Origin of the sequence: Aeromonas sp. JL9 (assembly GCF_024436075.1) — a bacterium.
GTDB classification, from domain to species: domain Bacteria; phylum Pseudomonadota; class Gammaproteobacteria; order Enterobacterales; family Aeromonadaceae; genus Aeromonas; species Aeromonas veronii.
In genome coordinates, this window is record NZ_JANFNV010000023.1 from 39,222 (window position 1) to 62,979 (window position 23,758).

24 protein-coding genes are annotated in these 23,758 nt (G+C 55.8%); 11 read left to right on the forward strand and 13 right to left on the reverse strand.

All coding sequences use genetic code 11. The features are described 5' to 3' along the window. Nucleotides 1-24: 24 nt before the first annotated feature. Nucleotides 25-627, reverse strand: a complete 603-nt coding sequence (locus NOM06_RS15490) for a paraquat-inducible protein A (protein ID WP_255912234.1) — start codon at nucleotides 625-627, stop codon at nucleotides 25-27. Next, entirely contained in the window at nucleotides 611-1,237 is a 627-nt protein-coding gene (locus NOM06_RS15495; RefSeq protein WP_255912235.1) for a paraquat-inducible protein A, read from the reverse strand. The genes NOM06_RS15490 and NOM06_RS15495 overlap by 17 nt, the downstream gene beginning before the upstream one ends. A gap of 147 nt (nucleotides 1,238-1,384) precedes the next feature. Here NOM06_RS15495 and prpB point away from each other — a divergent pair, with 147 nt between their 5' ends. Genes prpB through NOM06_RS15510 form a run of 3 tightly spaced genes read left to right on the forward strand, consistent with a single transcriptional unit; the run spans nucleotide 1,385 to nucleotide 4,866 of the window. After that, nucleotides 1,385-2,272 carry a methylisocitrate lyase gene (gene prpB, locus NOM06_RS15500; protein WP_255912250.1) on the forward strand — a complete coding sequence of 296 codons (888 nt, stop codon included), beginning with the start codon at nucleotides 1,385-1,387 and terminating at the stop codon, nucleotides 2,270-2,272. A gap of 10 nt (nucleotides 2,273-2,282) precedes the next feature. Continuing rightward, complete coding sequence (gene prpC, locus NOM06_RS15505) at nucleotides 2,283-3,410, forward strand: 2-methylcitrate synthase (protein WP_255912236.1); 1,128 nt, start codon at nucleotides 2,283-2,285, stop codon at nucleotides 3,408-3,410. Between the two features lie 10 nt (nucleotides 3,411-3,420). Continuing rightward, on the forward strand, nucleotides 3,421-4,866 hold the full coding sequence (locus NOM06_RS15510; protein WP_255912237.1) for a bifunctional 2-methylcitrate dehydratase/aconitate hydratase: 1,446 nt from the start codon (nucleotides 3,421-3,423) through the stop codon (nucleotides 4,864-4,866). A gap of 86 nt (nucleotides 4,867-4,952) precedes the next feature. On the opposite strand, the gene NOM06_RS15515 is transcribed toward NOM06_RS15510, so the two are convergent. Then, on the reverse strand, nucleotides 4,953-5,681 hold the full coding sequence (locus NOM06_RS15515) for a hypothetical protein (protein ID WP_255912238.1): 729 nt from the start codon (nucleotides 5,679-5,681) through the stop codon (nucleotides 4,953-4,955). 258 nt (nucleotides 5,682-5,939) lie between these two features. Here NOM06_RS15515 and NOM06_RS15520 point away from each other — a divergent pair, with 258 nt between their 5' ends. After that, the gene (locus tag NOM06_RS15520) at nucleotides 5,940-6,275 is read left to right on the forward strand and encodes a polyhydroxyalkanoic acid system family protein (protein WP_042030967.1); all 336 of its coding nucleotides are present in this window, start codon (nucleotides 5,940-5,942) and stop codon (nucleotides 6,273-6,275) included. Nucleotides 6,276-6,536: 261 nt separating this feature from the next. Then, complete coding sequence (locus tag NOM06_RS15525) at nucleotides 6,537-7,967, forward strand: wax ester/triacylglycerol synthase family O-acyltransferase (protein WP_255912239.1); 1,431 nt, start codon at nucleotides 6,537-6,539, stop codon at nucleotides 7,965-7,967. 115 nt (nucleotides 7,968-8,082) lie between these two features. On the opposite strand, the gene NOM06_RS15530 is transcribed toward NOM06_RS15525, so the two are convergent. The 4 genes from NOM06_RS15530 to NOM06_RS15545 form a co-directional block, all read right to left on the reverse strand. After that, nucleotides 8,083-8,871 (reverse strand): hypothetical protein, encoded by a 789-nt coding sequence (locus tag NOM06_RS15530; protein ID WP_204383176.1) that lies wholly within the window; start codon nucleotides 8,869-8,871, stop codon nucleotides 8,083-8,085. Nucleotides 8,872-8,896: 25 nt separating this feature from the next. Then, a complete protein-coding gene (locus tag NOM06_RS15535; protein ID WP_255912240.1) occupies nucleotides 8,897-9,538 on the reverse strand; it encodes a TetR/AcrR family transcriptional regulator in 642 nt (213 codons plus the stop codon). 1 nt (nucleotide 9,539) lies between these two features. Further along, nucleotides 9,540-10,727, reverse strand: coding sequence for a patatin-like phospholipase family protein (locus NOM06_RS15540; RefSeq protein ID WP_255912241.1), 1,188 nt, complete (start codon nucleotides 10,725-10,727; stop codon nucleotides 9,540-9,542). 94 nt (nucleotides 10,728-10,821) lie between these two features. Beyond that, complete coding sequence (locus NOM06_RS15545; RefSeq protein WP_005333118.1) at nucleotides 10,822-11,394, reverse strand: phasin family protein; 573 nt, start codon at nucleotides 11,392-11,394, stop codon at nucleotides 10,822-10,824. A 248-nt stretch (nucleotides 11,395-11,642) separates the two neighbouring features. Between NOM06_RS15545 and NOM06_RS15550 the strand changes: the two genes are divergently transcribed. After that, the gene (locus NOM06_RS15550; RefSeq protein ID WP_255912243.1) at nucleotides 11,643-13,616 is read left to right on the forward strand and encodes an SDR family oxidoreductase; all 1,974 of its coding nucleotides are present in this window, start codon (nucleotides 11,643-11,645) and stop codon (nucleotides 13,614-13,616) included. A gap of 90 nt (nucleotides 13,617-13,706) precedes the next feature. Here NOM06_RS15550 and NOM06_RS15555 read toward each other — a convergent pair whose 3' ends face one another. Next, nucleotides 13,707-14,582, reverse strand: a complete 876-nt coding sequence (locus tag NOM06_RS15555) for a triacylglycerol lipase (RefSeq protein ID WP_255912245.1) — start codon at nucleotides 14,580-14,582, stop codon at nucleotides 13,707-13,709. 170 nt (nucleotides 14,583-14,752) lie between these two features. Between NOM06_RS15555 and NOM06_RS15560 the strand changes: the two genes are divergently transcribed. The 5 genes from NOM06_RS15560 to NOM06_RS15580 all read left to right on the forward strand — a co-directional run bounded on the left by NOM06_RS15560 (nucleotide 14,753) and on the right by NOM06_RS15580 (nucleotide 19,020). Further along, complete coding sequence (locus NOM06_RS15560) at nucleotides 14,753-15,055, forward strand: YebG family protein (RefSeq protein ID WP_005333111.1); 303 nt, start codon at nucleotides 14,753-14,755, stop codon at nucleotides 15,053-15,055. Between the two features lie 380 nt (nucleotides 15,056-15,435). Continuing rightward, nucleotides 15,436-16,713, forward strand: a complete 1,278-nt coding sequence (locus NOM06_RS15565; RefSeq protein ID WP_255912251.1) for a tyrosine-type recombinase/integrase — start codon at nucleotides 15,436-15,438, stop codon at nucleotides 16,711-16,713. 388 nt (nucleotides 16,714-17,101) lie between these two features. Then, nucleotides 17,102-17,440: a hypothetical protein gene (locus tag NOM06_RS15570; protein WP_100645864.1), complete on the forward strand. Its 339-nt coding sequence runs from the start codon at nucleotides 17,102-17,104 to the stop codon at nucleotides 17,438-17,440. A gap of 877 nt (nucleotides 17,441-18,317) precedes the next feature. Then, nucleotides 18,318-18,533, forward strand: a complete 216-nt coding sequence (locus NOM06_RS15575; protein WP_201979301.1) for a hypothetical protein — start codon at nucleotides 18,318-18,320, stop codon at nucleotides 18,531-18,533. A 136-nt stretch (nucleotides 18,534-18,669) separates the two neighbouring features. Then, a complete protein-coding gene (locus NOM06_RS15580; RefSeq protein ID WP_019446393.1) occupies nucleotides 18,670-19,020 on the forward strand; it encodes a DUF3653 domain-containing protein in 351 nt (116 codons plus the stop codon). Between the two features lie 22 nt (nucleotides 19,021-19,042). Here the strand turns inward: NOM06_RS15580 and NOM06_RS15585 are convergent, their stop codons facing one another. From NOM06_RS15585 to NOM06_RS15605, 5 genes are all read right to left on the reverse strand, one after another. Next, complete coding sequence (locus NOM06_RS15585; RefSeq protein ID WP_255912246.1) at nucleotides 19,043-19,375, reverse strand: hypothetical protein; 333 nt, start codon at nucleotides 19,373-19,375, stop codon at nucleotides 19,043-19,045. Nucleotides 19,376-20,096: 721 nt separating this feature from the next. Continuing rightward, the gene (locus NOM06_RS15590) at nucleotides 20,097-21,299 is read right to left on the reverse strand and encodes a zonular occludens toxin family protein (protein ID WP_255912247.1); all 1,203 of its coding nucleotides are present in this window, start codon (nucleotides 21,297-21,299) and stop codon (nucleotides 20,097-20,099) included. Further along, a complete protein-coding gene (locus NOM06_RS15595; protein WP_113739540.1) occupies nucleotides 21,300-21,614 on the reverse strand; it encodes a DUF2523 domain-containing protein in 315 nt (104 codons plus the stop codon). It lies immediately after the preceding gene. Nucleotides 21,615-21,618: 4 nt separating this feature from the next. Then, on the reverse strand, nucleotides 21,619-23,121 hold the full coding sequence (locus NOM06_RS15600) for a hypothetical protein (protein WP_255912248.1): 1,503 nt from the start codon (nucleotides 23,119-23,121) through the stop codon (nucleotides 21,619-21,621). 40 nt (nucleotides 23,122-23,161) lie between these two features. Continuing rightward, a complete protein-coding gene (locus NOM06_RS15605; protein WP_042062383.1) occupies nucleotides 23,162-23,386 on the reverse strand; it encodes a hypothetical protein in 225 nt (74 codons plus the stop codon). Nucleotides 23,387-23,758 lie beyond the last annotated feature (372 nt).

The window sequence follows — 23,758 nt, forward strand, 5'->3', positions numbered from 1 at the left end:
CATCAGACAAAAACAGAGAAATCATCAACGGGCCGCCTTGTCCCACAGTAAACGGGTATCAAGCATGCGGGCCGACATCATGGTCAGCACTACCACACCGGCAAAGGCGGTGGCACCGGGGCCTGCGCGGACACTCAGCAGCACACCCCGATCGACCAGCGCCACCATCAGCGAAATGACAAACAGATCCAGCATCGACCAGCGGCCGATAAAGTCGATCACCCGATACATCAAGAGCTGGCGCTTGCGCCGCACCGGTTTGGCCCGTTGCAGCTGCCAGCAGATCCACGCCAACCCGATTATCTTGCCCACCGGTACCAGTATGCTGGCGGTGAGCACTATGGTGGCAATCCCGCTCATCTTGCTGCGATAGAGCATCAGGATCCCGCTGAAGATGGTATCCGACTGCAATAGCCCCTTGTTGTAGAAATGGGTGATGGGCAGCAGGTTGGCGGGAAGCAGCATAAAGGTGGCCAGCGCCAGCAAGCCCCACGACCAGGCTAGCGAATGAGGGATCCGCACCTGCAGCTTGCTATCGCAACGTGGACAGACGCATCCCGCCTGATAACGCACCAGCAGGCCGCAGGTATGGCAGCGGCAAAGCCCCATCTCACGGGCGCTGGTCATCGCCTTTCTCCTTGAGCGGGATCCGATCCCAATAGGGAGATGGATCAAAGAGGATCAGCAAACTCATGTTAAGCAGCATCAGAATGCCGAGGCTGAGCAGCCCGCCACCCAGCCTGACATCGGCGATATCGATCAGTTTGAACAGGGCAACCAGCAGGCTGACGATATAGACCTCCAGCATGGCCCAGTGACGAAACACTTCGACGGCCTTCAAGGTTGGCGCAAGGAGATGCCAGCGTTTGGCAAGGCCCGATGCCAGCGCAAAGATCCCGGTCAACAGACCGATGGGGGCCAGCACAGCGCACCAGAGCACCAGAGAGGCAACCCAGAACTCCCCCTCGCCAAACAGCACGAAAATCCCGTGCAACAAGTTGGCATCAGAGTTGCCCCCCGCCAGCCGCAGATAGATGAGGGGTTCGAAAAAGGCGGAGGGGAGCAGCAGAAATCCGGTGATGGTCAGCGCCATCAATTGTGAGGGACGAAAAGCATAACGGCCATAGAGATGCTGGTGACAGCGAGGGCAGTGGGCATGACGACGCAGCGGCATCACCTTGCGCTGGATAAGCAAGTCGCACGCCGGACAGACGATCACGGAACCGGGCTCCATCATACAATTCAACCTGTTGAAGCAATTGGTGAAATTTACCCTAAAACCGGTTCCCTGTCTTGCCTGCCTCCTTAATGTTACGAAAGTATAATTGACGTTAACGTAAACGTGATATTAGATGGTCAAACCAGACAGATGAAAGGAGTCATGATGTCCAGTTTGCCCCCCTCGGCAGGGCTGCGTTTTCGTACCGCCCTTGCCAACGAAAAGCCACTACAGATCGTCGGCACCATCAATGCCTATATGGCGCTGATGGCCGAGCGCAGCGGCTTTCAGGCGATCTACCTCTCGGGTGCCGGTGTCGCCAACGCCTCCTACGGATTGCCGGATCTCGGTATGACCTCCCTCAACGACGTGCTGATTGATGCCGAACGGATCACCGCAGCAACCCGTGTGCCGCTGCTGGTCGATATCGATACCGGCTGGGGCGGGACGTTCAACATCGCCCGCACCATTCGCGCGTTCGAGCGGGCCGGTGTCGCCGCCGTCCATATGGAAGATCAGGTCGCCCAGAAGCGCTGCGGTCATCGCCCCAACAAGGCGGTGGTCACGCTTGAGGAGATGTGTGATCGGATCAAGGCGGCAGTAGATGCTCGCGAGAATGGCGAGTTCGTCATCATGGCTCGCACCGATGCGCTGGCGGTGGAGGGGATGGAGTCGGCTCTTGAGCGCACCGCCGCCTATGTGGCCGCCGGGGCCGACATGATCTTCGCCGAGGCGGTGACCGAGCTTGCTCAGTACGACCAGTTCAAGCAGGCGGCCAAAGTGCCGATCCTCGCCAACATGACCGAGTTCGGCAAAACCGAACTGTTTGACAAAGAGCAACTGGCCGCCCACGGGGTCGACATGGTGCTCTACCCCTTGAGTGCCAACCGGGCCGCCAATCAGGCCGCCCTCAACGTCTATCACCATATTCGCCAGGATGGCCATCAACGGGCTGTCGTGGAGACCATGCAGACCCGGGAGTCACTCTACGACTTCCTCGGATATCACCACTACGAGCAGACCCTGGATCGTCTGTTTACAGCCAAGGAATAGGAGGCAGCTTATGGGACAGCAAAAACCGTTGGGCGGGGCCGGTCTGCGCGGCCAAAGCGCAGGGGAGACCAGCATCTGCACCGTGGGCAAGAGTGGCACCGGTCTTACCTATCGCGGTTACGACATCAAGGAGCTGGCCGACAGCGCCCAGTTCGAGGAGGTCGCCTATCTTCTGCTCAAGGGGGAATTGCCCGGTGAGCAGCAGCTTGACGCCTACAAGCGCGAACTGCGTCGCCTGCGCACCTTGCCGCTGCCGCTGCTGGAAGTGCTGGAGCGGATTCCCGCCGATGCCCATCCCATGGATGTGCTGCGCACCGGCTGCTCCATGCTTGGCGATCTGGAGCCGGAAGATGGTTTCGAGCATGAACATGAAGTGGCGGATCGGCTGCTGGCCGCCTTTCCGGGCATTCTGATCTACTGGTACAAGTTCAGCCATGAAGGTATTCGTATCGCCCTCGACAGCGACGAGGAGTGTATCGGTGGCCACTTTCTGGCGCTGCTGCACCAGAAGGCACCGAGCGAGCTGGAGCGCCGGGTGATGCATGTCTCCCTCATCCTCTACGCCGAGCATGAGTTCAACGCCTCCACCTTTGCGGCGCGGGTCTGCGCCTCGACGCTCTCTGATATGTTCTCCTGTATCACAGCGGCCATCGGCACCCTGCGCGGCCCGCTCCACGGCGGCGCCAACGAGGCGGCCATGGCGATGATCGAACATTGGCAGGATGAAGCGCAGGCAAGGCGCGAACTGCTGGCCAAGCTGGCGGCCAAGGAGAAGATCATGGGCTTTGGCCACGCCATCTACCGCACCTCGGATCCGCGCAACGTCATCATCAAGGAGTGGTCGGCCAAGCTCGCCGAGGCGGTAGGGGATGATCGTCTCTATCGCGTCTCCTGCGAGGCGGAGAAGGTAATGTGGGAGGAGAAAGAGCTCTTTCCCAACGCAGACTTCTTCCACGCCAGCGCCTATCACTACATGGGGATCCCGACCAAGCTGTTCACCCCCATCTTCGTCTGCTCGCGGGTCACCGGCTGGTGCGCCCACGTGATGGAGCAGCGCGAGCACAACCGGATCATCCGCCCGAGTGCCGATTATGTCGGCCCGGCCCCCCGTCACTTTGTCTCTCTACAACAACGATAAGGAAGTCACGATGTCCGCCAACGTCGACGTCAACCACAGACCAGAGCCCGATCAGGTGCTGGTCGATATTGCCGATTATGTCTGCAACCACCCCATTACCAGCGAGTCGGCGCTCGACACCGCCCGCTACTGCCTGATGGACACCCTTGGCTGTGGCTTGCTGGCCCTGCGCTTCCCCGAATGTACCAAACACCTTGGCCCCATCGTCCCCGGTACACTGGTACCCCACGGCGCCCGGGTGCCCGGTACCCAGCTCTGCCTCGATCCAGTCAAGGCGGCCTGGGATATCGGCGCCATCATCCGCTGGCTTGATTACAACGATACCTGGCTGGCCGCCGAGTGGGGTCACCCATCCGACAATCTGGGGGGCATTCTGGCCACCGCCGACTGGCTCTCCCGTACTCGCGTGGCCGAGGGCAAGGCGCCGCTCACCATGGCCGATGTGCTGGTGGCCATGGTCAAAGCCCACGAAATTCAGGGTGTGCTGGCGCTGGAGAACTCCTTCAACCGGGTCGGTCTCGATCACGTAGTGCTGGTCAAGGTTGCCAGCACCGCCGTGGTGACTCATATGCTGGGTGGCACCCGCGATCAGGTGATTGATGCGGTCTCCCAGGCCTGGGTCGATGGTCAGAGCCTGCGTACCTACCGCCATGCCCCCAATGCGGGTTCCCGCAAGAGCTGGGCGGCGGGGGATGCCACCTCTCGCGCGGTGCGCCTCGCCCTTATCACCATGAGCGGCGAGATGGGCTATCCCGGCGTACTGAGCGCGCCCAAGTGGGGTTTCTACGACGTGCTGTTCAAGGGAAATCAGTTCGCCCTGCATCAGGGGTACGGCAGCTATGTGATGGAGAACGTGCTGTTCAAGATCTCCTATCCCGCCGAGTTCCATGCCCAGACTGCGGTAGAGTGCGCCATGAAGCTGCATGGGCAGGTGAAGGGGCGGCTCGACGAGATCGACCGTATCGAACTCACCACCCATGAGTCGGCCATTCGCATCATCAGCAAGGTCGGCGCCCTCAATAACCCGGCCGATCGGGATCACTGCCTGCAGTACATGGTGGCGGTGCCGCTCATCTTCGGTCGCCTGATCGCCGAGGATTACGAGGACGATGTTGCCGCCGATCCCCGCATCGACGCGCTACGCGGCAAGATGGTAGTGCAGGAGGACAAGCGCTACAGCCGCGAATATCTGGAGGCAGACAAGCGATCCATTGCCAACGCCATCCAGATCTTCTTCAAGGACGGCACTCACACCGCCAAGGTGGAGGTGGAGTACCCGGTCGGCCATCGTCGCCGTCGGGAGGAGGGGATCCCGCTGCTGGTGGAGAAATTCCAGCACAATCTGGCCACCCGCCTCCCGGCCAAACGGGTCAACGACATTCTGGCCCTCTGTCAGGATGGGCCGCGCCTTGCCGCCACCCCGGTGCACGCCTTTATGGATCTGCTGGTGATCTGACCGATATCTACAGGCAAACAGCGATAAACGAAAAGCGGGCCCATCGGCCCGCTTTGTTATTCCGGCGGCTGATCCCTCGATAAGCCTTACCCCAGCGCACTGCTGTCGCCGTTAAAGAGCGCCGTCATGATGGCCGTCTCGCGACTGGCGATGGTCTCGAGAAACTCGTTGGCACGCCCCATCTGATGACACACCTGATAGCCGCGCTCGACAAAGGAGAAGAGCTCGCCAAGTCCCGCCAGATGGGCGGGCCCTGACACCAGTTTGAGGGTTGCCCCCAGCAGCGGCTTTCTCGCCAATCTGTCCAGCGTCATGCCAAGCTGGCTCACCAACGCAATCTGATGTTCCCGGCGCGCCTGTTCACCCACGGCACGATAGGCGATGGTGTAGTGGTCCGGTGTGATGGGAGCTATGCCATCAATGCGCCGCAGCGCCACCACCATGAGGTAGTCCAGCTCTTCGGAGAGGGCGTCGAGCTCGATCGCTTGGGCCAGCACCTTGAGGCCGGACTCCGGCAACAGTCGCTCGGCGGTCGGCATCACCCGCATGACGTCGGCATCGCGGCGAGCGCTGTCACCCGGCCCGTAGAGATCGGTCAGAAAGAAGCGGGCGGCCGGCCCATAACGGTCACTCTCCAGCAGATCACGATGGGTACGCCCTAACCGGTCGGCCTGCCATTGACGTAGCCGATCCCGATCCTGCTGATCTTCCGGGTGGGCACGCATCTGCTCGCGCAAAGCCGCCACCCGATTGAGCTGGCGATAGAGCTGGCCAAGGGTGCTCTCGTCATCGGGGGAGTGGGATTGATGGGTCATCGACAGCTCTCTGATTGTGTGGGACTGGACGGAGTTATAGATTCGAAATAGACAACCGAATGAAAAACATACAGTTTTTACACCTTCTTCACTGCCAAGTGTAGCCTGAAGGCGACCGGGAATAAATCCTGCGCCACGCCAGCCCTTGCCATAACGGCAGACACTGTTAAGTGAGTCCCATTTATGTAAATGACTCTTTCACTTGTTGTGAACATGTGTTTAATATCAACAGATATGTCATTACCCTGAGTACTCATCATGTTTCTATACGATTCGCTCGCTGGCAGTCGCGGGCTCTCAACCATCCAGATCAGCCGCCAGCACCCGCTGGGGCTGGCCGGTGCCAGGGTGGCCGCAGAAGCCATTGCCCAGGACATGTGCGAAAACTATCAACTGGATTGTGAATGGGCGGATGAAGAGGAGACTGAATTGCGGTTTCGTGGCTCGGGCGTTCATGGTTCGCTCATTCTCGATGAGGAGAATTTGCAGCTCGATGTTCATCTTGGCCTGATGCTGCTCCCAGTACGCAGTGTGCTGGAGCAGGAGATCCTCGATTATGTGGAGAATCGATTACCCTGCCCGAAACGGGTATGAAACCAATTTCACCCGCCATTTTAAATAGCGGTGAAGAGAGTAAGACATCTATTGAACAGGCTATTTCTGCTCGACTCTCTGCTTATTGTTCGGTGAATGTTTAGCAATGCATTTTGGATTTTTAATATAGCCATCACTTTTCGTACTTAATATTTCGAGCCGGCCTGACTACCTCATCTTTAATTACGTTTTCCGCTCATTGCGAGATGAAGGGAGAAGGTTTCTGGCTGTCTCGACTCTTTCATTTTGCAGGGAAACAGCATGCCAACGAGTGAATTTATCTCTTGCGTTGATACCGCATGGCTACGCATGGACAGACCCAACAACCTGATGCAGATCATCGGCGTTCTTATGTTTGAAGGGCAGCTTGATGAAGAGCGTCTGCGCAACGGGTTGCGCCACACCATTTCGGTACAGCCCCGCTTCCACCAGCGGGCAGTGCTGGAGGGGGGATCCTACTGCTGGCGCCATGATCCCGACTTCGATCTCGACCAGCACCTCAAGCGGGTGATCCTGCCCGGCAAGGCGGGCAAAATCGAGCTGGAGAAGCTGGTGGCCGATCTCGCCTCGACGCCGCTCAACCACCAGCGTCCCCTGTGGGATATGCACCTGACCGACACCTCACTGGGTGGGCAAGCGCTGGTGGTGCGCATTCACCACGCCATGGGCGACGGCTTCTCGCTGGTGCGGGCTATGCTGACCATGATGGATAACACCCCGGAAGGGGCGCCGCGACCACTGTCACCGGAGCCACTGGATGACAGCGATGACGAGGATGAGGAGGATTGCCACCAGGGCAGCCGTCTGGTGCGGGCCGGTCTCAAGCTGACCGGTAGCCTCTGGTCCAAATATGTCGAAGTGGTCACCCATCCCACCAAGGCGGTGGATTACCTCAAGACCGGGCGCGATCTGGCGAGCGAGCTGTGCAATATCGCCACCCTCGGTGATGACTCCCCTTGCCGCCTGCGGGGCAAGACCACCAGCACCAAGCGGGTGGCCTGGTCGGAACAAATTGATCTGCCGGATATCAAGGCCGTGGGCAAGGTGCTGGGCTGCTCGGTCAACGATCTGCTGATCGCCGCCACTGCAGGGGCGTTTCGCCACTACCTGCAGGAGAAGGGGGATGATGCCAACAAGGTCAAGATCCGCGCCCTGGTGCCGGTCAATATGCGTGCGCCGGACGATGAGGGGGCACTTGGCAACCGCTTCGGGCTGGTGGCCCTGGACTTGCCACTGGATGTTGAACATCCGTTGCAGCGGCTCTATACCGTGCGTGACCGGATGCAGGCGCTGCGCACCTCGCTGCAACCCGTGGTGGTACTCAACCTGTTACATGCCCTTGGCATGGCCCCCAATGCGGTGCAACAGCAGGCCGTTGAGCTGCTCACGGCCAAAGCCAGCGCGGTGATAACTAACGTGCCCGGCCCGCAGCAGACCCTCTATCTGGCCGGTGCAAGACTGCGTCAACCGCTGTTCTGGGTGCCGCAATCGGGGGATATCGGCGTCGGCGTCTCCATCCTCTCTTACGATCACAAGGTGCAGCTTGGCCTTATCACCGACAAGAAGCTGGTTCCGGATCCGGATCGGGTGGTCGAGCGGTTTGCAGTGGAGTTCGAGCAACTGCTGTTGCTGGTGCTGATGGAGCCGGAGCTGTTGTTTGACCCCAACGGACTGGATGCGCTGCTCGGTTGAGCGAGCATTTGAAAGACCGATGGCGGCGTAGCCAGCCGGTCTGCCCCCATCATAAAAGAGGCCAACCCGCGGGTTGGCCTCTTGTTTTGTTATCTATCCGTGGCAAGAGTAGCGGTTAATCCTCCAGCTCTTCCCGCGCCGCCTCCACATCGAGGCGTTCCATCGCATCCATCGGTTCGCACTCGGCCGCTTCAGCATAGAGGGCTTCGGCCGCTTTCAGGCGGCTCTTGCCGTGCAGCATCACCTGAGCGTTGGCGTACTCCATGCGGGCGATAGCCGAGTCGGGGATCAGCGCCAGCGCCTCTTTGAAGTGACGCTCGGACTCCTCCTTCTTGGCGCCATAGGTAAGGCCACCGATCATGGCCCCCAGCTTGTCGACGATCTCCGCATGCCAGGCGCCAAAGGCAATATGGGCCTCGGCGTGATCTGGCGCCAGCTCCAGCGCCTTCTCAAGGCTTGCCTTGATCTTGTCGCCAATTCCTTGCGAGAGGGCCTTGGAGATGGAAATGACCTGGCTGTAGCGCCCGAGTGCCAGCGCGTGGAAATACCAGGCATTGGCGTTCCTGGGCTGGCGTTTTTGCAGCTTCTCGGCATGGCTGGCCGCCCGCTCGAAGGCGGCGCGCTTGGCATACTTGTCTTCCAGCAGATAGCTGGCGTGGATCACCAGCGCCTTGTTTGCCACATTGAGGCCCGCCTCACCGGCCGCTTCGCCAAGGGCGACGGCCCGGGCAAAATCCCCGGCATGATAGGCCCGCCAGGCATCCTGTACCTGTTCATCCTCGGGCCAAGGTTCGGCATCCCCCTGATGGAGGCGATCCCAGTTGTCCGCCAGCTTCTGGCCGGCATAGTCATAGGCCGCATCCGCGTAGGGGAAGGGGACAAATTCGAGTTGTGAAGTGGTCATGCTTGTTCTCCCTGTAGCATGTGAATCAAACCTTGTCGGTGTAGTGGTGGGCGAGGGCGCCCAGATGAGCGCGGGCATCGGCCCGCAAATAGGGCGCGACCAGTTGCATCACCTGAAAGACGCCGAGGGCGATATCGGCGTCCGCCTTGGGGTGCAGTGCCCGCTGGTAAGAGATCCAGAATGTGCCAACCAGCGCCACATTGGCTGCCAGCGTGCGCATCTGTTGCGCCGTGCCCTCCATCAGCCCGACCGTTTGCAGATGGTTGCAAATGGCGATGGCGGTCTGCTCCTGGCGGCGCAGCAGGGCGGAAAAGCGCTGTTCCACCTGATGATAACCACTCATCAGGGTCGCGATATCGTAGTAGAGGAAACGGTACTGCCAGATGGCTTCAAACATCAGGTGGAGAAAGAGCCAGATATCTTCGGGCTCATCGGACGGGGAGCTGACCGCCTCCAGCAGGCGATCCATCTGCTGTTCAAATTCGCAGAACAGGGCGTTGACGATCTCCTCCTTGTTGTGGAAGTGGTAGTAGAGATTGCCCTGGCTGATCTCCATCTCGGCCGCAATGGCCGAGGTGGTGACGCTGGGTTCCCCTTGTCGATTGAAGCAGGCGAGGGCAGTGCTCAGGATCCGCTCCCGGGTACGGCGTTTGGGTTTGCGATCCATGCTACTCCTTTGGTGATGAACGGCGCACGCCGTGGCGATAGCGTTTGGCAAGCCAGTGCTGCAACTGCTCCAGCGACTTGTCGAGGGCGGCGACCGAGCCAATGCCGGGGGCCAGCAGGGTGCGATCTTCATCGGCCAGCGCGGCCAGATTGAGCTCGAGGCCATGCTTGGCCAGCACCGGCGCCAGCTCGTCACGACGCTGCCAGAGATCGCGGCGGGTATGCTGGTAAGCGTGCTCGCAGAGGCGACGACGATCCCGATAACTGAACACATTGGTGAAGAACATCTCGCCATCGGCAGAAGAGGGCTCAAACAGCAGGGCATCGGCGTCGGGATATTGGTGTCTGTAGCGATCCATCCCCACATGCATGCGGGAGTGGATGATGGCGCGAAAAGTCTGGGCCAGCACCACCGGCAGACCGCTGTCCACCAGATTGGTCGGCGCACCGGCGGCCATATCCGCATCATAGGGCACCAGCGGATTGATGCAGAACACCAGATCCGCCCCCTCTTCCAGCGCTATCGAAGCGTGCAAAGTCTTGATCAGCGCCCCGTCCACATAGTAACGGCCATTGATCAATGAGGGGGGAAAGAGGCCGGGCAGGGCGGCTGACGCCTGTACCGCCGCCGAGATAGGCACGTCATCGAGCCCCGGGCTGCCGAAGGCGACCGGATGGCCGGTGTCGAGTTCGGTGGCGACCACAAACAACCGACTGCGCAGCTGGCGAAAATCGTTGCTGCGGCCGGGACGAGAGAAAAACTGGGTCAGGGTGCGATCCACCCCGCGGTTGTCGAACAGTCCGGTCGGAATGGCCTTGGAGAGCCCCTGCAGCGATTCAAACAGGCTGCGCTTCCAGGGCGCCGCCAGATAGTAGGTCAGGCTCTGCCACGCCAGCGGCGGGATCGAGGTCAGGCGGTCGGCATATTCACGAAAGGCGGGTCGCAGCAAGGTAGCCGGGTCAAACATCTCCCCCGAATCATCGCTGAGCAGGATCCGCACCAGCTTAGCCGGCGAGATGCCGTTGGCCAGCGCCGAGGCCACCACGGCCCCCGAGCTGACGCCAACATAGATATCAGCATGGTCAAGGCGCAGGCCGTTGATGCTGTCAGAGAGGGCTGCGCAGGCACCGATCTCGTAGATGCCGCCGAGCGGCCCGCCGCCAGCAAGGGCAATTGCGATGGTACTCATAGCGTTGCCTCCCTATCCATGACATTCACCATGACAAGACCGGCCCAGCGCAGGGCATGGGCCGGTATCAATCACCTTCCGTCACCGCGAGGGATCAGGGCAGGACGCTCTCTGCTTTGGCCTTCACCTCTTTCACCGCGTCTTCGGCGGCGGAGAGGAGATCGGCGGCCTGCTCAACCACGGCCTCTTTAGCCTTGGCTACCGGAGCCTTTTTTACTGGAGGCTTGCGGGCTGCGGGCTTTTTGGCGGCAGCCGGTTTGGCTTCAGCGGCAGGAGCTTCTTCTTCCTGTGCATCCAGCAGTTGCTGGACCACGTCGGTCAGCTCGGCCATGCGCTTGGAGAGCTTGTCGATATCCTTGCGGGTCGGGATGCCGAGGCTGGCCACAGCGCGTGCCACGCGATCTTCGAACACCTGCTCCAGACGGCCCCAGGTATTGGCGGTCTTGTCGGTCACAGCGGCAATCTTCTCATCTGCGCTCTGACGGGTTTTGGCCTGCAATGCTTCCCCTTCCTGCACCAGGGCTTCAAAGATCTTGCCACCCTCTTCCTGCGCCTTGGCATAGGCACCCAGACCCGCCAACCAGATCTGCTGGGTGGACTCCTTGATGGTGGAGGTGAGTTGGTTGTCGGTCACTGACCCTGCCAGCGCTTTCAATTTCTTAGCCATGATCTTCTCCTTGAATAACGACAGTTAAAAGTAATGGCGACAACGAAACTGCAATCGGGTTGTGGCATTACTGATTTTTCAACTTCAGTCTAGGGACAAAAAATAGAGGGTTCTACCTAATAACGGAACAGGCACACCACCGAAATTAGGGTTTGCTCACGAACCGACAATCAAATTGCGGATTCCCATATGAATCGTGATATATCTAACAACCTAGTAACACCCTAATCAGTAGCAGGATTCTCTTTATGAACTATTTCATTACTGGCGGTAGTGGTTTTATAGGGCGTCGATTGATCAAAAAGTTATTCCAACAGCATCCCGACTGTACCGTCTATTTTCTGATGCGCGCCTCTCATCAGGATAAATTGCCGGAGTTATTTGCATTCTGGAATGTGGATGAGTCGCGTGCAGTCCCGGTTTTTGGTGACATGACGCAACCGCTGCTGGGGGTATCGGTCGAGATACAGGAGCAGTTGATCGGCAAGATCGACCACTTTTTCCATCTGGCGGCCATCTATGATCTGAACGCCAAGGCCGGGATCCAGCAGCAGGTCAACACCGAAGGGACCCGTCAGGCTGTTCAACTTGCCGAGCGGCTGGGGGCGGGGCAGTTCCACCACTGCAGCTCCATCGCTGCAGCGGGCCTGTTTGACGGTCTGTTTCGCGAGGACATGTTCGATGAAGCCGAGCACCTCGACATGCCTTACTTCCAGACCAAGCACGAAGCGGAAGGGATTGTGCGCAATGAGTGCACAGTTCCGTGGCGAGTCTATCGACCGGGGATCGTTGTCGGTGACTCCAATACCGGCGAGATGGACAAGATCGACGGCCCTTACTACTTCTTCAAGACCATTCAGAAGCTGCGCCGTCTGCTGCCGCCCTGGATGCCAGCCATCGGTGTTGAGGGCGGGCGCATCAATATCGTGCCGGTCAACTTCGTGGTCGATGCCATGGTGCATATCGCCCATCAAGAGGGCGAGGAGAACAAGACCTTCCACCTGACCGACCCCAACCCGATGCGGGTCGGCGACATGCTGAGCACCTTCTCCCGCGCCGCCCATGCGCCGGAGCCTGCGATCCGCATCAACGCCTCTCTCTTTAATTTCATTCCCCGCCACCTGACCGCCATGCTGATGACCATGGCGCCGGTGCGCCGCATCCGCGATGCCGCCATCGCCGATCTGGGTCTGCCCAAGGATGTGTTCCGCCTTATCAGTTACCCCACCCGTTTCGACAGTCGCGAAACCCAGCGGGTACTGAAAGGGACCGGCATCGAAGTGCCGCCGCTGCACAGCTACGCCTGGCGGTTGTGGGATTACTGGGAGCGTCACCTCGACCCGGAGCTCTTCATCGATCGATCTCTGCGTGGTCGGGTAGAGGGCAAGGTGGTGCTGGTGACCGGGGCCACCTCAGGCATTGGCCGTGCAACCGCACGCAAGCTGGCTGGAGCGGGGGCCAACGTCGTTACCATCGCCCGCGACGAGCAGAAGATTGCCGAGACTAAAGCGGAGTTTGCCGAGCTGGGGCTGACCATCGAGATCTATCAGGGGGATCTCTCCAATCTGGCGCAAGCCGAGGAGATCACCGCTCGCATCGTGGCCGATCACGGCGGCGTCGATATTCTGGTCAACAATGCCGGCCGCTCCATCCGCCGCTCCATCGAGGACTCCTTCGATCGCTTCCACGATCTGGAACGCACCATGCAGCTCAACTACTTTGGTGCGCTAAAGGTGATCATGGGGGTGCTGCCCACCATGATCGAGAAGAAAAAAGGGCACATCATCAACATCTCCTCCATCGGGGTGTTGACCAATGCACCGCGCTTCTCCGCCTATGTTGCCTCCAAATCTGCCCTCGATGCCTGGGTGCGTACCGCCGCCTCCGAGTTTGCCGATAAAGGGGTGAGCTTCTCCATCATCAATATGCCGCTGGTGAAAACGCCGATGGTCGCACCGACCAAGGTCTATGAGCAGGTACCTATGATGACGCCGGAAGAGGCGGCCGATCTGGTGTGCGATACCATCATCAACAAGCATGTGCGACTGGCGACTCGCCTCGGGGTGTTCGGTCAGGTGGTGCATGCCCTGGCACCACGCGTCGCCCAGGTGATCATGAACACCAGCTTCCGCACCTTTGCCGATCCCAAGGATGGCGACAAATCCAAAGCCACCGCCGATCAGGTTGCCGTCTCGACCCTGATCAAGGGGATACACTTCTAACCGGATGATGGGATAAAGAGATCAACAGGGGCCTGAGCAATCAGGCCCCTGTTTTATTTGGAATAACAGTTGAAGGACGAATAAGGAGGGTCAGACTCGGGACAGCAGATCAAGCAGCAGATCAGTCGTGCGACGGGAGTAGAGCAGAGAGAGATGGCCAATGGCGGGCAACTCGATATCTTCCATTCCCGCCAATCGTTGCCGTTCCTGCGGCATCACCACGTTGTCGTGACTGGTACGCACCGAGATGCCGGGTACGCAAAGCGGCACCGAAGCGAAACGCTGCAACCAGCCGGAGCCTGGCTCCATCTCGCGGGCATTGGCCCCAAGCCCAAGGGCGGCCAGCTGACTGCCCTGATGGGGCGTTGCCAGCGTGATCAGGCGCTCTACCTTGTCACCACCATGGATAGCCAGATAGTCGCGGCAGACCAGTCCACCCATGCTGTGACCTACCAGCACCAGCTTGTCAGCCCCGGTTTGCGCCAGCACGTCGTCAATCCGGGTGGCCAGCAGCGGCACCATCTCATCGATATGACCAAATGGAGGCATCAGGGTAATGGTGGCGACCACATGGCCTGCAGCATCCAGTCGGGCGCGCTGGGTGCGCCAGATCCCGCGACTGCAACCGTAACCATGCACCAGCAATACGGGGCGCTGGCATGGACGCAGCCGATCGGGTGCCATCAGCAAAGGCTCGAACGGTAGCAACAAGGTGAAGGTGTAGAGGTAGGCCAACATCTCCTGCGCCATCATCTTCACCCTGCGCCAGGGGCCGATAGCCGGAGAGGGGTAGAAACGGGTAAAGAGCCAGCTGCCGAGCACCACCAGACAACGCAATCCAAGCAGGGCAAACACGACAAACAGCAGGGTTAGCAACCAGGGGAGTCCCACGACCAGGTGGGCGATACTCCCGAGGAGCAGCACCTCTACCATCAGCAGGATAAACAGGTGTCGTACGATCGTCATAAGGCCATGATCCGACCAGCCTGGCGTGGAAGTCAAACGGCACTTTGAGACAACTTGATCCAACGCGGCTTTTGTCGCTAAACCCCGGCGAACTCTTTTCCGGTGAGGTTATTTGCAATGCTGTATATACATACATATACTCTATCCATCATCACCAAGAGGAGGCCATCATGGCTGTCGAGATCAAATATGTGGTTGTTCGTGGGGGAGTGGAAAAAATGACCTTTGCCAGCAAAAAAGAGGCCGATGCCTATGACAAGCTGCTGGATACGGCCGATGAGTTGATGACCCTGTTGGCTGGCGCCCCGATCGAGCTGGCACCAGAGCAGCAAGAGAGTCTGGCATTCTACCTGGCAGAACAGCGCGATGTGCTGCAAACCCTGCTGCGCGGCGGCAAGGTTCAGGCTGGCACGAAAGAGGAAGAGGCCCCAGCAGCCAAGCGCAAGGAGAAGCCACTAAAGCAGGTGGCCTGATTGCACAGACCTGCTATTTCTCGGGATAAACACCTCACCTCATTCACTTTATTTGCATTTAAAACCACTTTTACGGCTATTTACCCCGAGAATTTTTTAACCATGCTGCATATCCCATGCATAACTGAATAGCGTGCACCACTGAGCGACATCAGCAAGATCTATGAGGAAATAATGAGCAAACAGTGGAGAGAACGTTATCCAGATCGCTCCCGGTGACCTCAATCAGCAACAACAAGAGGTAGTACCAATCCCAATAGAAGCCGCATTCATCTATCACGAGCCCTTTTCTAGCGACTCGGCTCACAGGCTCATATCGACTCATCTCAGCATCAACAAGCAACACCATGACTCAACAACCATTATCCTTGCCGCCAGCCATGCCGCTGTTTGACAGCCTTATCTATCTGGAGGCCGGTAACCCACAGGTCAATCAGTACCTTGCCAACCTCAGCCTCAACGATGTACCCGATGCCGGTCTGGTTTACGAACTGGCGGTCGATTGGCTGCTGGAGCAGCGCAACAGCGAAAACAACTACAAAACCTATCGCAGCGAACTGACCACTTTTTTGCACTGGTGCTTTCGCGAGGCGGCCATCAGCCCGAAAGATCTCACTCGCCGCATCATGATCCGCTATCTCGACTACTGTCAGTCCCCCCCTGGCGAGTTGATCGCCTACCGCAACGTAGCGCAATTTGTCCTCGACAAGGAGTGGGGAGAGCGGTTGCCCAATCCGCAATGGCGACCGTTTCTCGGCAAGCGGGAGCTGGGCCGCACCTTGCCCTATCGCCTGAGCGAGCAGGCGATGAAGACCAAACTCGCCATCTTGTCGGCCTTCTTCCAGTTCCTGATACAGGAGGAGTACATGGACAGGAATCCCGCTCTGCTGCTGCAGCGGGTCAAACGGCCGCAACAGCAGGAGGCCGATGATCAGGTACAGGCCTTCAGCGAGTTGCAGTGGTCATACGTGATGCAGGCCGCAGATACCCTTGCCAACGACCATCCGGAGCAGCACGAGCGCAGCCGTTTTCTCACCATTCTGATGTACGCCTGCTATCTGCGGATCTCTGAGGTTGCAGCCCGGCCGGGCTTTACCCCTGTGATGGGGCAGTTCAGGCGGGATCGCAAAACCGGCGTCTGGGGCTACTTTATTCCGCAAAGCAAAGGGGGCAAACGGCGTACCGTGGCGGTATCCCAAGCGCTGTTGGCGGCACTCGAACGCTACCGCCGTTTCCTCGGTCTCTCTCCCTTGCCGACACCGGATGAACAGACGCCACTGTTCGTTCGCCATAAAGCGGCAGCCCACGGCCGCGAGCAAGGGGAACTCAACGCCAACCTTGGAATTCGCCAGCTACGGGATTTGATCATGGTGATCATCAGCAAGGGGGCAGAATTGGCAGAGCAGGATGGCTTTGCCCAGGATGCGGCCGAGATGCGGCAACTCTCTCCCCATGCGATCCGCCATACCGGGATCACCCATGACATCAACCTGCATGGTCGACCGCTCTCCCACGTACAAGCCGATGCCGGACATGACAGCATCGACACCACTTCGAAATACCTGCACACCAGCAACAGTGAACGACATGAGAGCGCCCAGCAAAAGCCGCTGGACCGACTGAACCAACAAATGAGAGATAACGTTCACAAAAGCTAACGAACAATGTGACATCTGACCCTGATTTGTATTGACTGCTCTTAGAACACAGAATGGCTTGTTTGGGGTGTCATAGAAGTTGGCGCGGCAATGTTGTACTTCTCTGGATGGCAATCGGTTCAGGAAATATTTTTGGCTCACAAGGATGATTCAGAACAGGTACCTTGCCATCTGCGGCATACATATTCATCCCGTAGTAGAGAAGCAAAAAACGATATTGCTTGCTGAAACACCGAGAACACCCGATGCCGAAAGCTAAGTAAAACATGCCGGAAGCAATCATATTCGGTTGAACAGCGCCTTGTTATCACACTTGCATATCCAGTCATCATTGGTGATATTGATATTGATATTGATATCGATATTAACGAGATACCAAGGAGCGGGTATGCAAGTGGCAGTGGTGGAAAAGACCTTCAGAATCGTTGGCAAAGGGTCGCTCATAGCCCAGTTCACCTTTATCTCTTCAGGCACGCTGCATATCTGGTTTCCGGATGTGGGCCTGCAGATGGAGGCCCACTGCAAAGAGTTGCGTATCGAAGATTGCACCATTATCTATACCAATGGCCTCCATCACGGCCAGCCCCGAGCACTCTGGTCCTTAACCCTCCATCCCGATGATATGAACGAGCTCAAACGTATATTGCAGCAGTTTAACAGCAACCTCTACTTGACCTGCCAGCCACCCACATTGGCCATCGCCAAACGTGCCTTGAATATCAATTGACCCGACTTCCAAAAAAGTCGCAATCATGCCAGCCACAACAATAAGCCGTGAGGATTAAGGGGAGGGGAATCTATCGCGATAGTCGGCATTTTAATAGCTTGTATTACAAGAGGGAGTATCAATATTTCCAGAGAGAGACCTCTCAAGTAGGGGACAGATATTTCTAAGAAAATTCACGGTAATGACGTTGGTTATAACGGTGTAAATCAAGCTTAACGTTCCATTGGTGAGGGGGAATCCAGCGCGGCGTACTGATTTAATAGTGGACTCTTGTCTCAAAATGGGACATTTCGGTGATGTGGGGCAGGGCGGTTGACTGTGTTATTCTGTTGTCGCTGCAAGAGCATCTGCAGGGGGAATCAACCAGATATTGTCCTTCTGCTTTGGGCAGTCAGATTGCTGGAGGTCTGTGTGTAGCCTCGATCCTGATCGATTTCCGAACCTTTAAGCTAAGGAAAAGCTGCGGGCTACTTCTTTTAATAAGCCTTGTTATCTCTCACAACAATGCCGATAACCCTATTTATCGGCATTAAGTTTCCGATACATCACGTTTATCCTTTGGACGGTAAGTAGCACCATTGTCGACAGGATACTGATCTTGGCGATTACCGGATTTGCATCCCAACTAGACGAGTTATAAGCGAGGAAGGCAGCTAGGGACCATTGAGCTAGCAAAATTAGGCCTTCTTTTTTGTTTAAAGACATGTACTTAGAATACCTTGAGATTAGTTCGACCATTGCACAATTCCTTTTTTCGTTTGTGTATTGCCATTTTACCACTTTTGATGGTCTGTTTTGGTTGGGGCAACTGAGTGCTGACTTTTTGTCCAGGTCGATATGTTAGAATGGGACTCACTTTTAGAATAAGGTCTTGAAAATGGTTGGTTTTGAATATGGTGCTGAGGTCGTTATGGTTGCCGAAGGGCTTTTCCGGACGATTATGACAGTTCAGGTTGTGAGAGCCGATTCGGTTGTCTGCTCTTACAAGATGGGTGATGTGCTTTATACGGTTGAGCTAAATCCTGCCTCTTTGCGTCTCGCTACAGAGGATGACCGTCCTTCGCCACCGATGATCTTTATGAAGAAAAAGTAACTGAGGGGCCTGTCGGCCCCTTTGTTCTGCTCGCATTCGTCATTGCGCATAATGCGACGTTTTGTTAAATGCCCATCCGAAACCCGCCGATAAGCCAATCCACGCAATTTTGCTGGTTTATCAGGTATTTACTTGGATGGAACGAGAGTTGACCAAAAACTTCATTTTTCGATGGTTTGAGTGCGGTTTATCAATTGAAGAAACGGCCAATCTTTGTTTTGTTTCTGTGAGGCAGGTCACATATTGGGATAAAGGCAAAGAGATCCCACCTGTCTATAAACGGCTAATGCGTATGGCTTCAGGGAGAGAACTGCCGACAATTTGGAAAGACTGGGAAGGTTGGCGAATGATGAATGATTGCCTTGTATCACCAACAGGTGTGAGATTCGACAGACGCAGGATAGAGGCGATTGCCATCATCCAGGTGGAGCGATCCGAACGGCAAATGGCTGCTTTCTATTGGAGAAAGAAACTTGGCGTAATGTGAGCTTGGGGGCTACGGCCCCCATTTATTTATCATCCGCCGAAGCGCAATAAGCAATGTAATTCGTTGCTGCGTGACAGTGACGACATTGAATGAAGCAAGACCCGCCCGATGCTCCATAAGCCTCCAAAAGATCTTCACCCTCTAACACCTTCGAACACTGATGCGCACCATCCACATCTTCATAACCAGAACACTTAACGGATAGAAAGGGTTTAAGAATCAATTTCTGCTCTACAGATAGACTATCAAAGCCAAACCGAATTGCACGATGAGCCAAGGCAACAACCATCGGGCTAGCATTCTTGAGAAGGTCAAAACTAAACAAATGACATAGTATTTTTAAGGTTGTATCCATAAGAATCTCTTTTGTTATCAATGGCTTTACCACAACCAGAAACTATACTGTCAACTGTGTCAATTATAATCAACAACTATCATTAAGATGGGTTGATAGAAAAAACATATGTCGGCGCGTAGCGCCGCAAAAGCTGGAGGCTGCGCCCCCCGCGCTTTAGTAAGAACGCCCCTGCACTAAACACTCGCCCGAGTAAGCCTTAGCCAAGTGGTTGCCCGTATGGCCCCACCATCGAGTGGTCAAGGGCAGAACGGGAAGGGGCGGGGGTAGACGGTAGGGGTAGAGGGAAGGGGTAGTATTCCCCCCGTATTACTACACGGGGGGAGCCGAACCGGAAAACCCGCAGCCCCAAAGACAAAGACGGCGAAAGACCTTGGGAGCGGCTTGTCTACGACAGGAGGAATAGGCAGGCACCACCCGCGCCCTATAGCCTACAGGGTTTCGTCCTCGCTGCGCTCCTTCCTCAACCCTTACGACTGGTCGCTCTGACTGGGGCACTAAAGATCGGTTTTGCAGGGAAGGGGGAGGAGGGTCATTCTCGGGAAAATTCAGAGCCGCCTAAAGGCGGGAGCCGCGCTTGGAGACATGATCTCTCGGGGTGAGTGCGAGGGTTGCGCTTCTATGGCTGCGCCATGAAAGACAAACACCCCGCCAGCCCAGTAAAAATGCGGCATCCACAATCGTATTTAACATAAATAAGCCGTTACGCAGTCAGCTTTATTTATGTCCGGTCATCACTTGGTTTGTTTTTGGTATCGCCGCCAGCAAAGAGGGCAGCATTGTATTTCCGGCGCAGGGCATCCCCCTCGGGATCGCAATAAACGTCAACAGGCTTGCCCTGATACTTCACAACCGCATGGCAGGCGCTCATAGCGTCCACACTGGCCAGTTGATCCGGCCAGTCATCACTGTAAACAGGTTGCACATCGTCACCCTTGCGCAGGGCAAAGCAATACTCGACCCGATATGATCCCCGTTTATCCTTTATCAGCTGGTGACAACTGATGATCAGCTTGTGTCCCGCGAAAGGCCCTACAGAAAGAACCCCGCCACTAGACGCAGCAGGAGCGCCGCTAGCACGTACCCCAGCACCGGACGTATTACCCACCTCCCCAGCAGCCGGAACAGCGGCAGGAGAGGGCGCAGGGGCTTCAACAGGCTTATCAAGAAACTCAGGCTTAATGAAGCCAAAGAAGATACAGAACCCCATAAGCGCCAGAAAAAAAAGTATTTTAGGATCTCGAAACATCGAGCTGCCCGCGATTGTATCCGAGACTTTACCTGTTGTAGTTGAGTCATAGAGCTTGAAAACATATTTCGGCACCTTGTTGAATGGCTTGGCTTGCAATACATCGGACATGGACGACCCGCTATTATCGGCCAGATGTAAAACTGTCTTATAACGGCCCCCAATGCCCAACAAACCCATATTGGTATGGCGGATTGCTGTTTCAGCAGCAGCCCGAATAACTGCATGCACCTTTTTGATGTTCGGAGTCGTAAATACAAAATCCCAGTTGTGATGTCGGTGCATATCAAATGCAACGTCTATGGTTTCCGGTCGGCCATCTGCCTTGGCTGCATCTGGCCCGTTGGGATAATCCAGACGGTCTAAATCACTCTGACGCCATGAGGGCGGAAAGATCCGCTGCACTTCATCGACCAGAAAGAACACCCCCTTTGGGGCCCAGTGATAGAACCGAGCGAACTTATCGCGCCCCTCCTGTGATTCGGTCTCGATGTAAGTCACTTCAAAGCCTTCCGGCACCGCCTTGCCCAGAACCTCCCTGCAACGCTCGGCAGTGAAGCCCCGCACGTTGGTGATAATGTGACGACCAGCTTTGATGGCGGGCAGCACATCGGTATAGATCGCCCCTGATGATTTGTAAGAACCTGGCGCCCCGTGATGGATCTTGATAGACATTTACCACCCCATCATATTGAGCATGAAGCGGGTGACAAATGCCTGAGACAATATCGCCAGACCCTTATCGAAATGCAGGTAAAGCAATATCCCTCGAACACTGGGAGGCAATGAATTAAAAGAAGATGAAAGCAACTCGCTGAAATGGACATTCAACAAAACCTCCTTTGCCACATCCCAAGTAAACATCAAGAGGAATAACTTAAACTCAACCCATTGCACCGCCATTTTGACAGCAATCCATGCAGCAAAATCAACGGCCAAGTTATATAAGTCGTTATAAAAACCACCAAAGAAATCAGAAAGCCATTCCATGCCATCACCTCTTAAAGATAATCATCAAAGCCACGAAGTAAAAAATAAACATCATCAACGCCGCCAAGGTTTTCCAGTAATCACCAGATGGAGGGCAAACGGTGTACTCTTTACCCTGATGTGTAAATAGCTCCAAACACTCCATTGGATCAGCAGAGCCCGTAAGATTAAATGCAAAGACCTGCTTAACATCTTCAGATATGGACTGATATTTATTAGTCAATGAATCATTTGCCTCTTCCAACTTCTTATTAATGGAGGGAAAATCAAAGAAACAATCAGCGCCCCCTTCACACCTTTGTGACTTATAAGACGCAGAACCAACATAAAGAGGATTAGAAGAAGATCCGGGCATCTTGGAATAGTCAACGCCAGAACCTTCACCGCTACCATCACCGCCGCCATTACCGTTACCGTTGCCAGCCTTCTCGGCCATAATCTCAAGAGCAGTGCGCATATCTTGCAAAACATACGTCTGTTGCTCAGATTGGTTTGCAGTAGTTCCGGCACTCTCAACAAGTGACGCAATGTCAGAAGCAGTCCAAGCAGATGAGCCACCATCAGAACCGGAGCCAGAACCACCACCCAAAGAACGCTCAATATTTTTCAGCGAGTCTTTCATATCCTTGGCAAAGTAAGAGGTTGCCTTAGTATTTCCAGAAATGTCGTCAAGTTTATTATTAAGTCCGTTTGTGTTGCCCTGAATACTGGACATCATATTTAAAGAGGCACCCATCATTGAGGAAATACCAGCAACGTCAGACGCAAGAGAAGAAGGAACGCCACCAGAAGAACCAGAGCCAATATTGGCTAACTTAGCATCTATAGATTGCAAATAATCCCTCGTGGTACTAAGTGCAGCAGCCACACCGCCAAGATTGCCATTAACATGAGATAATTCGCTAGATGATTGCTTTATATGATAAAGCGCATCTTTCATATCCCGAGAAAATGACTCGGCATTATGAGCGATAGAATTGAGATTGGCTGTATCTGACTTAGTGCTTTCTACAACTTGACGCAGAGCAACACCCAAGTTTTTATTCAGCTTGGCAACAGCACCCGAAACAGATGTTCCGGTGGCGTCACCAGTAACAGGCTCAAAATTAAGCCAGCCATCTATAGGTTTAGTTCCGGAAGGGCCTTCACCTGGCGTATTACCACTGCCATCCGAATCGCCGTTACCACTACCATTATCGGTAATACTGCAAGCCGTTCCGGTAGTTTCCACTGGCCCCTTGGTATTTGCCAGCGGCAACTCTACACATACACCATTACAAGCAACCAAACAGCCACCAAGCTGAGAGCCTTCAAATTTAAGACAAACTGGCAATGGAGTTGCCATCGTGACGTTACCCAATTGCACACCAACAGGACAGCCCGCAATAGCAAATGCCAACGATGGAAAGAGTAATAAAAGCCAACCTATGCGCACACAGCCCCCAATATAAAAAAAGGCGACCGAAGCCGCCTTAGATTGAAAAGGATGTTCGCCATCCCTCGACAAAGAACAAAAACCAGAGCGTCCCGATAAGCAGGGACATGGCTTAGGCTTTGCGAATAAGGCCGATCAGGATACCGACCCCGACAACGGCAGCAACAACCAGCATCACCTTGGGAGAAGTGGCGTTAACGTCTGCCAACGCGGTATCAAGCGCAGAGCCAGCAGCGGCAGCAGAACCACCTTCAGCAGCATTGGCGACACCCATAGCAGAGACAGAAGCCACAGCAGCGATACAACCGTTACGGAACAAGCCTGACAGTTTTTCCATTTTTATTTATCCTCGTTTTGCACCAACAATAACACGGGCAACAGCGCCCAATTTTAAACCGACAACCCAGATGGCTAATCCAAAACCAAAGGCTACGGTTACGGTGGATTTATCGAACTCAAACCAGCTCGATATATCCGTTAACTTGTTATGCTCCTGAACAGTCAGGAGCACATATTCGCAGGAATCCCCCTCGGATAATCGAGCATATCCCTCGGAGGTAATATCTAGACAAAGCATTATCGCGCCCTCGTCGTCGCTCGCTGCGCGCTCTCGCTCCTCCTCCTCGGTGCGCGTGCGTATTCCGGCGAAGTTGAACAGCCATTCCGGCCAACGTGAACACCCTGATCCTTAACGCGCTCACGTCATCCC